Source organism: Cryobacterium suzukii, from assembly GCF_004403185.1.
GTDB classification, from domain to species: domain Bacteria; phylum Actinomycetota; class Actinomycetes; order Actinomycetales; family Microbacteriaceae; genus Cryobacterium; species Cryobacterium suzukii.
This window is the reverse complement of sequence record NZ_SOHJ01000013.1, coordinates 208,304-222,924: the sequence shown is the minus strand read 5'-3', so window position 1 is coordinate 222,924 and position 14,621 is coordinate 208,304. Positions and strand designations below refer to the sequence as shown.

The 14,621-nt window shown below is 62.7% G+C and carries 12 protein-coding genes; 4 read left to right on the top strand and 8 right to left on the bottom strand.

The window, feature by feature from the left end; all coding sequences use genetic code 11:
• Positions 1-234, top strand: a 234-nt coding sequence (locus tag E3T39_RS13835; protein WP_174845133.1) for an RNA polymerase-binding protein RbpA, incomplete at its 5' end; no start/stop codon positions are given.
• A 100-nt stretch (positions 235-334) separates the two neighbouring features.
• Here E3T39_RS13835 and pgl read toward each other — a convergent pair.
• From pgl to tkt, 6 genes are all read right to left on the bottom strand, one after another.
• Positions 335-1,120 carry a 6-phosphogluconolactonase gene (gene pgl, locus E3T39_RS13830; protein ID WP_134516274.1) on the bottom strand — a complete coding sequence of 262 codons (786 nt, stop codon included), beginning with the start codon at positions 1,118-1,120 and terminating at the stop codon, positions 335-337.
• A 2-nt stretch (positions 1,121-1,122) separates the two neighbouring features.
• The gene (locus E3T39_RS13825) at positions 1,123-2,079 is read right to left on the bottom strand and encodes a glucose-6-phosphate dehydrogenase assembly protein OpcA (protein WP_134516272.1); all 957 of its coding nucleotides are present in this window, start codon (positions 2,077-2,079) and stop codon (positions 1,123-1,125) included.
• Positions 2,076-3,617 carry a glucose-6-phosphate dehydrogenase gene (zwf, locus tag E3T39_RS13820; RefSeq protein WP_134516270.1) on the bottom strand — a complete coding sequence of 514 codons (1,542 nt, stop codon included), beginning with the start codon at positions 3,615-3,617 and terminating at the stop codon, positions 2,076-2,078. The genes E3T39_RS13825 and zwf overlap by 4 nt, the downstream gene beginning before the upstream one ends.
• Positions 3,618-3,760: 143 nt before the next feature.
• Positions 3,761-5,362 (bottom strand): glucose-6-phosphate isomerase, encoded by a 1,602-nt coding sequence (locus E3T39_RS13815; RefSeq protein WP_134516268.1) that lies wholly within the window; start codon positions 5,360-5,362, stop codon positions 3,761-3,763.
• A complete protein-coding gene (gene tal, locus E3T39_RS13810) occupies positions 5,362-6,489 on the bottom strand; it encodes a transaldolase (RefSeq protein WP_134516266.1) in 1,128 nt (375 codons plus the stop codon). The genes E3T39_RS13815 and tal overlap by 1 nt, the downstream gene beginning before the upstream one ends.
• Positions 6,490-6,589: 100 nt before the next feature.
• Positions 6,590-8,683, bottom strand: coding sequence for a transketolase (tkt, locus tag E3T39_RS13805; protein WP_134516264.1), 2,094 nt, complete (start codon positions 8,681-8,683; stop codon positions 6,590-6,592).
• Positions 8,684-9,009: 326 nt separating this feature from the next.
• On the opposite strand from tkt, the gene E3T39_RS13800 reads away from it, so the two are divergent.
• Positions 9,010-9,927 carry a heme o synthase gene (locus E3T39_RS13800; RefSeq protein ID WP_104192734.1) on the top strand — a complete coding sequence of 306 codons (918 nt, stop codon included), beginning with the start codon at positions 9,010-9,012 and terminating at the stop codon, positions 9,925-9,927.
• Between the two features lie 24 nt (positions 9,928-9,951).
• Here the strand turns inward: E3T39_RS13800 and E3T39_RS13795 are convergent, their stop codons facing one another.
• Together E3T39_RS13795 and E3T39_RS13790 are read right to left on the bottom strand one after the other, a co-directional pair.
• Positions 9,952-10,539 (bottom strand): hypothetical protein, encoded by a 588-nt coding sequence (locus E3T39_RS13795; protein ID WP_134516262.1) that lies wholly within the window; start codon positions 10,537-10,539, stop codon positions 9,952-9,954.
• 129 nt (positions 10,540-10,668) lie between these two features.
• On the bottom strand, positions 10,669-11,646 hold the full coding sequence (locus E3T39_RS13790; RefSeq protein ID WP_134516260.1) for a COX15/CtaA family protein: 978 nt from the start codon (positions 11,644-11,646) through the stop codon (positions 10,669-10,671).
• A 309-nt stretch (positions 11,647-11,955) separates the two neighbouring features.
• Between E3T39_RS13790 and sufB the strand changes: the two genes are divergently transcribed.
• Positions 11,956-13,374, top strand: coding sequence for a Fe-S cluster assembly protein SufB (sufB, locus tag E3T39_RS13785; protein WP_104129095.1), 1,419 nt, complete (start codon positions 11,956-11,958; stop codon positions 13,372-13,374).
• Entirely contained in the window at positions 13,375-14,619 is a 1,245-nt protein-coding gene (gene sufD, locus E3T39_RS13780) for a Fe-S cluster assembly protein SufD (RefSeq protein WP_134516258.1), read from the top strand.
• Positions 14,620-14,621 lie beyond the last annotated feature (2 nt).

Sequence of the window (14,621 nt, the reverse complement as noted above, 5' to 3'; positions counted from 1 at the left end):
TTTGCGGCGAGCTTGCCAGACGAAGAAATTCCCGTAACCATCGACTGCCCGTCGTCGGGGCTGCCGGCCGGGCGCGACAAGGAGAATCCTCCTTCGGTCGTCAAGCTCGAGCCGTACAAGACGCACCTCGCCTACGTGAAGGAACGCCGTACCGAAGAAGAAGCAGAGTCGCTTCTCGAGGAGGCCCTCAATCAGCTGCGCGTTCGTCGCGGTAAGTTGTCGCCGACAAACTGACGCGAGAGCGCAAAACACCGGTTCTCAATTGATCGAGAACCGGTGTTTTTTATGCCCGACCGCGCTGATGGGTGGTGACGGGTAACGCGGTCGCGAGAAACTAATAGCCCGGGGCGATGAGGCTTTCGGGCACCTGAGCTGCTGCGTCGTTGTCAACGAAGAACACGGTGCGGTAACGGCCTTTGATTCCTGCGGCGGGTACCTCGTCACGGCTGGCTCCGGCGAGGGCCAGTCCGAGCGCCGATGCCTTGTCCGATCCCGCCAGCACCAGCCAGACGCGATCCGAAGAGTTGATCACGGGTCGGGTCAACGACAATCGGGCGGCCGGCGGCTTGGGGGAATCACGCACGGCGATGACACTGGCTTCACGCTCGCGGATACCCGATCGGTGTGGGAACAACGATGCAATGTGCCCGTCCGGGCCGACTCCGAGAAAAGTTACGTCGATTCGGGGGTACTGGGCTCCGGCAGGAGCACGAGCCAGTAACTCCGCCGCGTACCGTGCGGCCGCAGCGTCGAGCGCATCCGTTCCGGCTTCGACCGTATCATCTGACGCCCCGAAGGCGTGAATATTCTCCGGTGGCACCGAAATGTGGTCTAAGAGCGCCTCGCGGGCTTGCAACTCATTACGTTCCGGGTCGGCGCGCGGCAGCCAACGATCGTCGCCCCACCAGAAATTCACCCGGGACCAGTCGATCGTGTCGCGCGCTGCCGATTCGTTAATGGCAGCCAGAACGGCGATGCCGACGGAACCGCCGGTGAGCACGACATTCGCTTCGTCCTGCTCGTGCAGAACGTCAACCATATTGGTCAGAAACCGTGCAGCGACCGACCCGGCCAGGGCGTGCTTGTTTTGGTGCAGCAGCACACGTCGGTCATTTGTCACTGTTAAGCTCCGGTCTCCTGGCTCACCACTTTATTGAGCTGCGGTAACCCGCGGGTGATGACCTCACCATACAGCTCATCGGGATCGAGCCGGCGCAGCTCGTCGGCCAGACAGTCCCGCAGGCTGCGCCGCTTGAGCGTCAGGTCCTGCAGCGGCTGCCCAGGCTGGTTAAGTGTGGCAATATCAGGAATCTCGCGTTCGAGTGAAATCGTTCCCGACGCGCGCGTCAGGTGCACGCCGTGCACACCATTGGCCAGGGGCCCGGTTGTCAGCTTGCACTCCACGGGCACCTGCAGCTGCATCTGGAGCCACGCGGCGAGCAACGTCGTTGAGGGGGACGCCGCGGCGCCAATGACCTGAATACCGATGATGGGCTCGTAGGGCGGCTGATCCAGAACCGCGGCGAGTTGGGCACGCCAGAGCGTCAGCCGAGTCCAGGCGAAGTCGGTGTCGCCTGGACGATAGCTGCCGCAGAGTTGGCGTAACGCCGCCTGTGGGTCTGACTGGGCTGAGGCATCCGTAATGCGCCGATAGGCGATCCGGCCGAGAGGGGAGTCACCGGGAACGGCGGGAGCCGTTCCCGGCCACCAGGCGACAACAGGGGCATCCGACAGCAGCAGACCGGTAACCAGGCTCTCCGGGTCGGTGGCTGCCTCGCCGTAGACGCGCAGAACGATGACCTCGCTCGCACCGGCGTCGCCTCCGACACGAATTTCCGCGTCAACCCGCGCCTTGGCACTAGTCGTATCGTGTTCCTGCGTTGACACGACGATGACGCGCATCGGGTGTTCCCTCGACGCATCGTTGGCCGCTTCGATGGCCTCTTCCTCGTGTCCGAGATTTGACGCGATGATGAGAGTCAGCACTCGCCCGAGGGCGACGGCGCCGCCCTCCTCGCGAATACGCACGAGCGCCTTCGAGATTTTTGCGGTCGTGGTGTTAGGCAGATCGACGATCATGGTCGCCTCCAGGTTCGGCCATCGCGGGCCAGCAGATTGTCAGCGGATGTGGGTCCCCAGGTTCCGGGGCGATAGGGCTCTGGCTGTCCTTGCGTAGCCCAGTATTCTTCGATCGGATCGAGAATTTTCCAGGACAATTCGACCTCCTCGTGCCGGGGGAACAGCGGCGGGTCGCCAAGCAGCACGTCGAGGATGAGCCTCTCGTACGCTTCCGGGCTCGCCTCGGTGAAGGCGTGCCCGTAACCGAAGTCCATGGTCACGTCGCGAACCTGCATGACGACACCGGGAACCTTCGAGCCAAAACGGATGGTGACGCCCTCGTCGGGCTGCACTCGAATGACCAGGGCGTTGTGGCCGAGTTCGGCAGTCTGGCCGGGTGCGAACAGGTATTGCGGTGCACGTTTGAAGACCACGGCAATTTCCGTCACGCGACGTCCCAGGCGCTTGCCGGCGCGCAGATAGAACGGAACGCCGGCCCAGCGTCGGGTGTCGATTGTCAACCGCATTGCGGCGTAGGTTTCGGTGACGGAATCCGGGTTCATGCCGTCTTCCTCCAAGAAACCGACGACCTTCTCTCCGCCCTGCCAGCCACCGGCATACTGCCCGCGGGCGGTGCCGAGGCCGAGGTCGGCGGGGAGTCGAACAGAGGCCAACACCTTTTCTTTTTCGGCGCGCAGGTCGGCGGCGTCGAAGGAGATCGGTTCTTCCATGGCCGTGAGCGCGAGAAGCTGCAGCAGGTGGTTCTGGATAACGTCGCGGGCAGCGCCGATACCGTCGTAATAGCCGGCCCGACCTCCCACGCCGATGTCTTCAGCCATGGTGATCTGAACATGTTCTACGTGGTTGGCGTTCCACAGCGGCTCGAACATCTCGTTCGCGAAGCGCAGCGCAAGAATATTTTGCACCGTCTCCTTGCCGAGGTAGTGGTCGATCCGAAAGACGGAGTCCGGAGGGAAAACGGACTCGACAACATCGTTGAGCTGCCGTGCCGTGGTCAGGTCACTACCGAACGGCTTCTCGATGACGACACGTCGCCACTGCCCGTTCTTTTGCTCGGCCAGACCGGAGCGGCGCAGCTGCTCTGTCACCTGTGGAAAAGCCTTGGGCGGAATGGCTAGATAGAACGCGTGATTGCCCATCGTGCCGCGCTCACGGTCCAACTCGTCAATGGTCTGGCTGAGACGCGTAAATGCCTCGTCATCGTCAAAAGTGCCAGAAACGAAACGGATGCCTTCGGCCAGCTGCGCCCAAACATCCTCGTTGAACTCTGTGCGGGCATGTTCCTTGACAGCATCATGGACGACTTCCATGAAGTCTTCGTTGTCCCAGTCTCGGCGGGCAAACCCGACGAGGGCGAATCCAGGTGGCAGTAAGCCGCGATTGGCGAGGTCATAGACCGCGGGCATGAGTTTCTTGCGCGCGAGGTCACCGGTGACGCCGAAGATCACGAGGCTGGACGGCCCGGCGATACGGTTCAGACGATAGTCGGATGGTGACCTGAGCGGATTAAACTCCGGGGTAATTTCCACCGGGGACATGCAGCTCCTTTTACGGTTCAGTGCAGGATAGTTGAGAATGCAGACTACGGGGTGCTGCAGAGAGAATAGTCGGTTCGCCTGATTGATTCCTCGTCGAGCGCTGCTCGCGAAGAACCAATCAGGCGTTCGGTTTGTTGGTTTTCCTAGGCCAAAGCCCGGAATAGTGTGGAGATATTCTGCTTGGGTTGCGTCAGGGTCAACGTCAACACCGGGCGCCCGTGCTCGGCGAGCACGCTCGCGTCACCGCTGGCCTGCGCCTGAATGAGCTCACCGAAGGTGAAGGGACGCTCCGGAATCTCGAGGTCCTCCGCCGGCGTGGCCAGAATTTGCAGGTACACGGCCGTTGCCGGTCCGCCCTTGTGGAACTGCCCGGTTGAGTGGAGAAAACGCGGTCCCCAGCCGAACGTGACCGGACGCTTCGCGAGTACGGCAAGTTTGTTGCGAATTTCGGCCAGTTCCGGCAGGGCCAGCCGGTCTACGTAGGCCTGAACAGCAACATATCCGTCGGGGCCGAGTTCTTCGAGCAGCGCGTCGATTGCCGAGGCGAGGTCGCTCGCCGCACCGATAACGTGCGGAGTGCCACGCACTTCGATACCGTCCGCGATGAAGGCGGCCGGCTCCGGCGCGGGGCGGGCATCGAGCAACCCGCGTGTAGCGATCTTGGCGGACTCCACATCCGGTTGGTCGAACGGGTTGATACCGAGTAAACGGCCGGCGACGACGGTCGCGTATTCCCAGACCAGAAACTGCGCTCCGAGGGTTCCGCTGACGCGAATCTCGTCGCCGGTTTCAGCGAAGAGCTCGGTGCCGGCGTCGGCCACAACCCGAACGAGTTGCAGGTCCGGCAGCGCCTCGGTCAGCTCGGGAGCATCAAGCTCGAGAACGACCGGCAGAATGCCGGTGCCGAGCTTGCCGGTTGATTCGGCGATCAGTTGTTCGACCCAGTCGGCGAAGCCCACAATGTGAGTGCCGTCCGAGACGATGGCGAGCTTGTCCCGACGAGGGCTGGCAGCGGCGATGGCCGCTCCGAGCACGAGGCCCGGATTCTCGGGGGAGTCAACGGCCAATGCCGGCGAGATGGATTCGGCCTCGTCGAGGAGCGCACCAATGTCAACACCGGCCAGTCCCGACGGCACGAGACCGAACGCGGTCAGCGCCGAGTAGCGTCCGCCGACCGTGGGGTCGGCGTTGAACACGCGGTAGCCAGCTTCCCGAGCGGATGCCTCGAGCGGCGACCCCGGGTCGGTCACGACGATAATGCGTTCGGCCGGGTCGATTCCGATGTCCCGGTACGCGCGTTCGAACACGCGGCGTTGGCTGTCGGTTTCAACCGTTGAGCCACTCTTGGACGAGACGACGAGCGCCGTTCCGGCCAGGTTGTCGTTCAATGCGGACAATACTTGGCCAGGGTCGGTCGCGTCGAGCACAGTGAGGTCCACTCCGGCGGTGCGGGTGATGACCTCGGGAGCGAGCGATGATCCGCCCATTCCGGCGAGGGCGATCTGGGTCACACCGCGGGCCTGGAGGGCAGCCCGCAGCTCAACGATCTCGGCCACGAGCGGGCGGGATACGGTGACAGATTCCGTCCAGCCGAGACGCAGCGCGGCCTCAGCTTCGACTGCCTGGCCCCACAGTGCGGGGTCCTGGGCAGTGATACCGGACGCGACCAAGTCTGTGATCAGGGTCGGTACGGTCGCGCGCACAGCATCGGCTGCGGCACCGCTCACCGAGATTCGAAAGCTCATTACGCGACCGAGGGAGTTGAGGCGGCCGTGAGGGCCGTCTGTACGGTGTCGAGCAGTTCGTTCCACGACACCTCGAACTTCGACAGGCCTTCCTCCTCGAGCAGGCGGGTGACGTCATCGTATGAGACACCCTGCGCGGCCAGCGCATCGAGTGCCGCGTTTGCGGCGGCGTACGAGCCGGTAACCGAGTCGGCCGGAATGACTCCGTGGTCGGCCGTGGCCTGCATGGTCTTCTCCGGCATCGTGTTGACGACTTCGGGGGCGACGAGTTCGGTGACGTACAGGGTGTCGGGAAGGCTGGCATCCTTGACGCCGGTCGACGCCCAGAGGGGACGTTGTTTGGTGGCTCCGGCGTTGATCAGGCCGAGGGCGCGCTCACTGCTGAACGCCTGCTCGTAAACCTGGTAGGCAAGCTGGGCATTGGCGACGCCGGCTTTGCTCTTCAGCGCGAGGGCCTCGGGGGTGCCGATCGCTTCAAGGCGAGCGTTGATCTCGGAGTCCACGCGCGAGACGAAGAACGAGGCGACGGAGTGAATAGTAGAAAGATCGATGCCGGCAGCCTTGGCCTGCTCGAGGCCGGCCAGGTAGGCGTTAATGACCTGGCGGTGACGCTCGAGGCTGAAGATCAGTGTCACGTTGACGCTGATGCCGAGGGCGATCGTCGCCGTGATGGCTTCGAGACCTTCGACCGTCGCAGGAATCTTGATCATTGCGTTGGGGCGGTTGACCTTGGCCCACAGCTTCTGGGCTTCGACGACCGTGCCGGCTGCGTCGCGGGCGAGGCTCGGCTCAACCTCGATCGAGACGCGTCCATCCTGGCCTTTGGTCGAGTCGTAGACCGGGCGAAAGATATCGCAGGCAGCGGCGACGTCGTCGGTGGTGATGGCGAAGACAGCGTCGGTCACGTTCATGCCGGCGGCGGCCAGCGTCGCGACCTGCTCGGAATACGCCTCGCCCTTGGCCAGGGCGCCAGCGAAGATCGTCGGGTTGGTCGTGACGCCGACGACGTTGCTGTTCTTGATCAGGTCCTGGAGCCCGCCGGAGTTGATGCGTTCGCGGGAGAGGTCGTCGAGCCAGATACTGACGCCGGCTGCGGACAGCTGGGCGAGGGGTGTCGAATTTGTCATTGTTGAAATCTCCTGGTCGTGCTGCCGTCAGGCAGCTGGGTCGTGCGGTGTGTGGAGAGGTTGATCAAGTGCGGTGCTGACCCCGTACTGGGTGCCAACATCAAGCTGCGCTAATTGATTCCTTGGCAGCGGCAACCACGGCTTCGGTGGTGATGCCGAATTCGCGGAACAGCGTCTGGTAGTCAGCGGATGCCCCGAAATGTTCGATCGAGATGCTGCGGCCCGCATCGCCGACGTAGCCGCGCCAGGTCAGCGCGAGGCCGGCCTCGACCGACACCCTGGCAGTGATGGCTGCGGGCAGCACCGATTCGCGATACTCGCTGCTCTGCTCCTCGAACCATTCCAGGCAGGGGGCACTGACCACGCGGGCATTGATGCCTTCGAGGGCCAGCTGGGCGCGGGCGTCAACGGCGAGCTGTACCTCGGACCCGGTTCCGATCAGAATGACGTCCGGGGTTCCCCCGGCCGCTTCGGCCAGCACGTAGGCGCCGCGGGCGACATTCTTCGCCGAGGCGAAGATCTCAGCGGATGCTGCGCCTTCGCCGCGCTCGTACACCGGAATGTTCTGGCGGGTGAGGGCGATGCCGGCCGGACCGTTGCGACGTTCCAAAATGGTCTTCCAGGCCCACGCGGTTTCGTTGGCATCGCCGGGACGTACCACGTCGAGACCGGGGATGGCACGCAGGGTGGCGAGCTGTTCGATCGGCTGGTGGGTGGGGCCGTCTTCGCCGAGTGCGACGGAATCGTGGGTCCAGACGAAGATCGACGGCGCCTTCATGAGTGCCGCGAGGCGCACGGCGGGGCGCATGTAGTCGCTGAAGATGAGGAACGTGCCGCCGAACGGCCGCGTGTTGCCGTGCAGCACGATTCCATTGAGAATAGCGGCCATGGCGTGTTCGCGAATGCCGAAGTGCAGCACCCGGCCGTACGAGTTGCCGGTCCATTCGCCGGTGGAGTGCTCGCTCGGAATGAACGAGGCTGCGCCGCCGATGGTGGTGTTGTTTGATTCGGCGAGGTCGGCCGAGCCGCCCCAGAGTTCAGGGATGACGCCGCCGAGGGCGGTGAGCACCTTGCCGGAGGCTGCACGGGTCGAGACCGCGGTGCCGCCGGGGAAGACGGGGAGGGCCTCGTCCACGCCGTCGGGCAGGTCGCCGGAAAGCACCCGGTCGAGCAGAACCTTGCGCTCGGGATTAGCAGCGGCCCAGGCATCGAACTGCACAGTCCACTGCGCGTGCTGGGTCGCACCGCGTTGCCGGGCCAGCCGGGTGTGAGCGATGACTTCGGGGGCGACATCGAAGGTCTTCTCCGGATCGAAGCCGAGAACGGTCTTGACGCCGGCGAGTTCCTCGGCGCCGAGGGCGGAGCCGTGGATCTTGCCCGTGTTCTGCTTCTTCGGGCTTGGCCATCCGATGATCGTCTTCAAAATGATCAGGCTGGGCTTGCCGGTTTCGTTCTGGGCAGCCTCGATGGCCGCATTCAATTCGGCGACGTCTTCGACGTATGAGCCGGTCTTCTTCCAGTCCACGGTCTGCACGTGCCAGTCATAGGCGGCATAGCGCGCGGCGACGTCCTCGGTGAAGGCGATATTGGTGTCGTCCTCGATCGAGATCTGGTTGCTGTCGTAAATTGCGATCAGGTTGCCGAGCTGCTGGTGGCCGGCGAGAGAGGATGCCTCGCTCGTCAGGCCTTCCTGCAGGTCGCCGTCGCCGGCGATGACGTACACGAAGTGATCGAAGGGGCTGGCGCCGGTGGCGGCGTCCGGGTCGAACAGGCCACGCTCGAAGCGGGACGCGTAGGCGAAGCCGACGGCGGAGGCAAGTCCCTGGCCGAGCGGGCCGGTGGTGATCTCGACGCCGTCGGTGTGGCCGTATTCCGGGTGGCCGGGGGTCTTCGATCCCCAGGTGCGGAGGGCCTTGAGGTCTTCGAGCTCGAGGCCGTAGCCGCCGAGGTAAAGCTGTACGTACTGCGTCAGGGAGCTATGGCCGACGGAGAGAATGAATCGGTCGCGACCGATCCACTCGTTGTCGGACGGATCGCGGCGCATGACTTTTTGAAACAGAAGGTACGCGGCCGGAGCGAGGCTCATCGCCGTACCCGGATGCCCATTCCCAACCTTCTCAACGGCATCGGCCGCCAGAATGCGTGCGGTAGCAACCGCCTGATCGTCAACGGAATTCCATTGGAAAGCTGCCACGTCACGTAACCCTTCATTGAAGCGAAGGCGGGTTGAGCTCAACCCATCCTTTGATAGTTGTGCAAGTGCCGGCAACCGTCTCGCACCGCCGACCCGCGCATTTTCTAACGCGGGACTGCAAGCGAAATATCACCCCCAGCGAGTTGGCCTGCCTTACGCAGCCATCTCCCACCCGGGGGCTCACCGAACTACTGATTCACTGTGGGGAGCGCATTAAGTATACGCAATGAATGTGCCGAACGCTCGGTATGACGAGACCTGTCATTTGCAGTGACGGGCCACCGGGTGACCTAGAATTAGAGGAACTGCCTAGCATTCGAGGATTTATGGACGTCGCACTTCAGACCATCGAGAGAACTCCGCGTACGCTGAAGCGCACCCTCAAGGCTTATGTCTCTCTGACTAAACCGCGAGTTGTCGAGTTGCTCCTGGTGGTCACCGCGCCCACGATGCTTCTGGCCGAGCGGGGAATCCCAAGCCTGTGGCTGATCCTGGCGACACTCGTGGGCGGGTCGCTCAGTGCCGGATCCGCCGGTGCTTTCAATTGTTACCTCGACCGTGACATCGACCGTCTCATGAAGAGAACTAAAAATCGTCCGCTCGTCACCGGAGAACTCAGCGACCGGGAAGCCTTGATCTTTGCGTGGGCCTTGGGCGCGGCATCCATTTTATGGCTGGGCCTGCTGACCAACTGGCTGGCGGCCGCGCTGTCGTTCGGCGCGATTCTGCTCTACGTCGTTTTTTACACGATCATTCTCAAGCGTCGTACGCCGCAGAACATCGTGTGGGGCGGTGTGGCTGGTTGTATGCCCGTCCTCATTGGTTGGGCGGCTGTGACCGGCGAGCTGTCCTGGCCGCCGGTTATTCTGTTTATGATCATCTTCCTGTGGACACCGCCGCATTATTGGCCGCTGTCAATGAAATACCGCAGCGACTACCTGGCCGCTGGCGTTCCAATGCTCGCTGTCGTGCGTGGACGAGCTCAGGTGGGCCTCCAGGTCATTCTGTATGCGTGGGCCACCGTCGCCTGCTCGTTGCTGCTAATTCCGATCGCCGACATGGGCGTGCTCTACACCTGTATCGCTCTTGTCACAGGGGGCTGGTTTATCTACGAAACGCACCGGCTGTACAGCCTTGCGATTCGGCACGAGCACGTGTCCCCGATGCGCGTCTTCCATGGCTCGATTGCCTACCTGACGCTGCTGTTCGTGGCCGTGGGAGTGGATCCGCTGCTACCGTTTTAGCGCGTCGTGCTGCCTCGGTCGAGGTTAGACCCGACGGGATAACCGGTAGTCGATCTTGGCAACGTCAGCCGAATGGATGACGACCGTCACTATTCGTCCAGCCAGGGCCATGCCCGTGGCAGTGAAGTCCGAGGCCGTTACCGTGATGGCTGGCAGGGCGGTGTCGTCGACGATCAGGTTCGACCGGTGGGCAAGAGCGAGTTCAATTTCGGACTGCTGTTGAGTGTGCCGATCGGCCCACAATTGCGACCCGAAGTCATAGGGGTTCTTGGCGTAGTTCATTACTATGTATTGCAGGTGTTGATTCAGGGCATCCCTGATCGGGTCGCCCCCGCGATTAGTGGAGCCGGGTACGTCCGTGAAGACGAATCCGCGCAGTTCGGCGATGCCGACCGGACCGGCTGGGGAATCCTCGAACCAGAAATTGCCAGTCGGGTCGGCCAGCCAGTAGTGCGCCTGCGCTTCCAGCGTGTGTCCGTGGTTGCCGTACCAGCTCCAGCCGCGTTCCTGAAGGCGTGGTTGAGTCACGAAACCGAAGACCGGCGGACCGAACAGGGCGAGGCGCGCGCCGTCGTCTGGCGGTTTCGACTTGGCTCCCGGTGCGAGATGCATGTCTGGAGAGTACACCGGCGGCTACCGCCGGGGGAGGGCCACGCGGCAATTCATCAGCGGTGGTCTATACCGGCCCGGCATCGGCTCGTGGCCCCATCTGAGTTGCGGCGCTCGGGGGACGATCGCAGGTTATCCGCGGCTGCTACTGACCTCGTTCGTGCTGGTGAATTTCGTTGCATCTGGCGTGATTTCGGTCGGGGCTTTAAGGTTCAGCACGAGTGCGGTCATCGCTGCGGCGAGTACGCAGGCCAGCACCATGTGCAGGCCGACCAGTACTGGCGGTAGTCCCAGGTTGGCCTGCAGCAGACCGACCAAAATTTGCACGAGCTCGATCACCAGCAGGGTGACGACGAACCTACGAACCGGCAGCTTGCCGCCAACGGATGCCACCAGCAGCACGATCGTCAAGACCAACGTCGCGTAGCCCGGCCAGGCATGCAGGTGCTCGAGCAGCTCAGCGTTGAATCCCGTGCGCCGCACAGCGGCATCACCGGAATGCGGCCCGGAGGCGGTTGTCAGCACACCCATCATCACGGTCAGTGCGACAGCGAAACTCGTAGCGTGCGCCAGCCCGGCGAAGCCACCAGGCACGATGAGGACGCGTGGCCCCGGAGCAAGGTAGACCCGATGGACAAGCACCGTGGCGATGCAGACCATGAGGAGCGACACGGTGAAGTGGAAACCGACGATGACCGGGTTGAGTCCGGTGAGCACCGTGACCCCTCCAACGAGCGCCTGAGCGAGAACACCCGCGGCGAGAATTATAGCGATGGTGAACAGATCTTTGCGTTCCGTACGCAAGCGCCAAAGGAGAACGACGGTCGCGATCGCAATAATCCCGACTACTCCGGTCATCGTACGGTTCGCGAATTCAATAACGCCGTGAAGGCCCATCGCCGGCGTCGGTACGAGCGATCCGGCCACGCAGGTCGGCCAGGTCGGGCAGCCGAGTCCCGAGCCGGTGAGGCGAACGGCGCCACCGGTGCCGACAATCAAAAGTTCCGTCACGAGTGATAGCCAGGCGATCACCCGGATTCGACCGTCGATAACGCTAGGTAGCCGTTGGTATATCGGATTCACCGGTTCTGCTCCCACTATCTTTCTCATGATCGCGTGCCTTCTGATCGTGCCCTGTGCAAATGTGAATCGACCGGCAAGCACGCGTATCCCGCTGATCAACCTGTAGAATTGGGATTTCCATGGAGATGATTCGTGCAGTCATGGTGATTGCGCGTTGGCAACCGCAACCAAACAGCGCTTCCTCAGGCTGACCGGCTCGGCTGAATCCAGGCCCCATGAATATTCTAGGTACGCAACGTAGCTGTCCACACAACCCGTTCCCCGTGATCTCCACTGAGGCCGGACGGGAATGACCGGACTAATATCCGGGTTGTGATGGGTAGAGAAGAGGTAATTATGTCGGATGTCCTGCTTGACCGTCCCGACCTTGAGGGGATTGGCACCTATGAATTCGGGTGGGCCGATTCAGACAAGGCCGGAGCATCCGCTCGTCGTGGTATTTCCCCCGAGGTTGTCACGGACATCTCGAACCTGAAATCCGAGCCTGACTGGATGCTGCAGCGACGGCTGAAAGCCCTGCAGTTGTTCGAACGCAAGCCCATGCCTACGTGGGGCGCCGATCTCTCCGAGATCGACTTCGACAACATCAAGTACTTCGTGCGTTCCACGGAGAAGCAGGCCCAGACCTGGGAAGACCTGCCCGACGACATCAAGAACACCTACGAGAAGCTCGGCATCCCCGAAGCTGAGCGCCAGCGCCTCGTCTCCGGTGTCGCAGCCCAGTACGAGTCCGAGGTGGTCTACCACCAGATCAATGAAGAACTCGCAGCCCAGGGCGTCATCTTCATGGACACCGACACGGCGCTCAAGGAGCACCCGGAGTTCTTCGAGGAGTACTTCGGCACCATCATTCCCTCCGGCGACAATAAGTTTGCCGCGCTCAACACGGCCGTCTGGTCCGGCGGATCCTTCGTTTACGTGCCGCCCGGCGTGCACGTGGAGATCCCCCTGCAGGCCTACTTCCGCATCAACACGGAGAACATGGGCCAGTTCGAGCGCACGCTCATCATCGCCGACGAGGGCAGCTACGTGCACTACATCGAGGGCTGCACCGCCCCGATCTACAAGTCGGACTCGCTGCACTCCGCCGTCGTCGAGATCGTCGTGAAGAAGAACGCTCGCGTTCGCTACACGACCATCCAAAACTGGTCGAACAACGTCTACAACCTCGTCACCAAGCGGGCCACAGCGGGCGAAGGCGCCACGATGGAATGGATCGACGGCAACATCGGTTCCAAGGTCACCATGAAGTACCCGTCCATCTACCTGATGGGCGAGCACGCCAAGGGTGAGACCCTCTCCGTGGCCTTCGCCGGCCCCGGGCAGCACCAGGATGCCGGCGCCAAGATGATCCACATGGCTCCGTACACGCAGTCCTCTATCGTCTCCAAGTCCATTGCTCGCGGTGGCGGGCGCAGCGGGTACCGCGGTGAAGTCCGGGTGGATGCCTCGGCACACCACTCCGCCAACACCGTGCGTTGCGACGCTCTCTTGGTCGATACCCAGTCGCGTTCTGACACGTACCCGTCCATCGACATCCGTGTCGATGACGTACAGCTCGGCCACGAGGCCACCGTCTCCCGTGTCAGCGAAGAGCAGCTGTTCTACCTGATGAGCCGCGGTATGCCTGAAGACGAGGCCATGGCCATGATCGTTCGCGGATTCATCGAACCGATCGCCCGGGAGCTCCCGATGGAGTACGCCCTCGAACTCAACAAGCTCATTGAAATGGGCATGGAAGGATCCGTCGGCTAAATGTCCGCCGCTTCAGCGCTTTCGAAGAGCGCTTCAAAAACTGTGCCCGCACCATCCACACCCGCTGCCGAGTCGGTTCTGCCGGCCGGCCAGCACGGAATTAAAGAACACTCCGACGGACGTTTCGGCTACGTGCCGGTGCAAACCCGCTCGGACCGCTTCAAGAGCGTCAACGTGGCCGACTTCGAGGCCGTCACCGGCCGCGAGGCCGTGTGGAAGCACTCGCCCGTCGCGAAATTCACCGACCTCACGGCCGGTGGCCTCGACGGCTCCCGCTACCCGGTTGAGTCCACCCCGTCAGCGGATATCTCCGTTGCGTGGGTGCCCAGAACGGATGCCCGCATCGGGACTGCTGGTCTGCCGGAAGAACGCGCCGCTGCCAACGCCTGGTCGGTGTTCGACGACGCCCTCGCCATCACGGTCAGTGGTGAAGAAGCCAAGGAAATCACGGTCACCCGGTCGGCACTCGGCATCAACGCCAGAGGCGCCCACACGATCATCGAGGCCAAGCCGTTCAGCCAGGCCACGATCATCCTGCAGAACACGGGCGAGGCTCGACTCAGCGAAAACATCGAGATCATTCTCGGCGAGTCCGCGAACCTCACCGTGGTCTCGTTGCAGGAATGGGACGACTCCGCGGTTCACCTCGCCAACCATTTCGCATCCGTCGGCCGTGACGCTCGCCTCAAGCACGTCGTTGTCTCACTCGGCGGCAGTATTGTGCGGGTCAACCCATCGGTGCGTCTGGCTGGGCCCGGCTCGGACACGTTACTCCTCGGACTCTACTTCGCGGATGCCGGCCAACACCTGGAACAGCAGGTCTACGTTTTTCACGACGCGCCGAAGAGCCGCAGCCGCGTGAATTACAAGGGAGCGCTGCAGGGCCAGGATGCCCGCACGGTCTGGATTGGCGATGTGCTGATCGGCAACAAGGCCGCCGGCACCGATAGCTACGAACAGAACCGCAACCTCGTGCTCACCGAGGGTACCCGTGCCGATTCCATCCCCAACCTGGAGATTGAGACCGGCGACATCGTGGGGGCTGGTCACGCCAGCGCCACTGGACGATTTGATGACGAGCAGTTGTTCTACCTTCAGGCTCGAGGCATCACCGAAGAGGAAGCGCGGCGACTGGTCGTGCGCGGATTCCTCACCGAGGTCGTGCAGCAGATTGGTTCCCCCGAACTTGAAGCTCGGTTGCAACTCGCAATCGAAGCCGAACTTATTGGAACGGACGACAAGTAAGC

What these genes read in the sequence shown, in the direction of transcription:
- sufD (WP_134516258.1), top strand. Translation starts at nt 13,375, where the DNA reads ATGTCCGCCGCTTCAGCGCTTTCGAAGAGCGCTTCAAAAACTGTGCCC.
- E3T39_RS13825 (WP_134516272.1), bottom strand. Translation starts at nt 2,079, where the DNA reads ATGATCGTCGATCTGCCTAACACCACGACCGCAAAAATCTCGAAGGCG.
- E3T39_RS13790 (WP_134516260.1), bottom strand. Translation starts at nt 11,646, where the DNA reads ATGAGAAAGATAGTGGGAGCAGAACCGGTGAATCCGATATACCAACGG.
- E3T39_RS13795 (WP_134516262.1), bottom strand. Translation starts at nt 10,539, where the DNA reads ATGCATCTCGCACCGGGAGCCAAGTCGAAACCGCCAGACGACGGCGCG.
- sufB (WP_104129095.1), top strand. Translation starts at nt 11,956, where the DNA reads ATGTCGGATGTCCTGCTTGACCGTCCCGACCTTGAGGGGATTGGCACC.
- zwf (WP_134516270.1), bottom strand. Translation starts at nt 3,617, where the DNA reads ATGTCCCCGGTGGAAATTACCCCGGAGTTTAATCCGCTCAGGTCACCA.
- E3T39_RS13815 (WP_134516268.1), bottom strand. Translation starts at nt 5,362, where the DNA reads ATGAGCTTTCGAATCTCGGTGAGCGGTGCCGCAGCCGATGCTGTGCGC.
- tal (WP_134516266.1), bottom strand. Translation starts at nt 6,489, where the DNA reads ATGACAAATTCGACACCCCTCGCCCAGCTGTCCGCAGCCGGCGTCAGT.
- E3T39_RS13800 (WP_104192734.1), top strand. Translation starts at nt 9,010, where the DNA reads ATGGACGTCGCACTTCAGACCATCGAGAGAACTCCGCGTACGCTGAAG.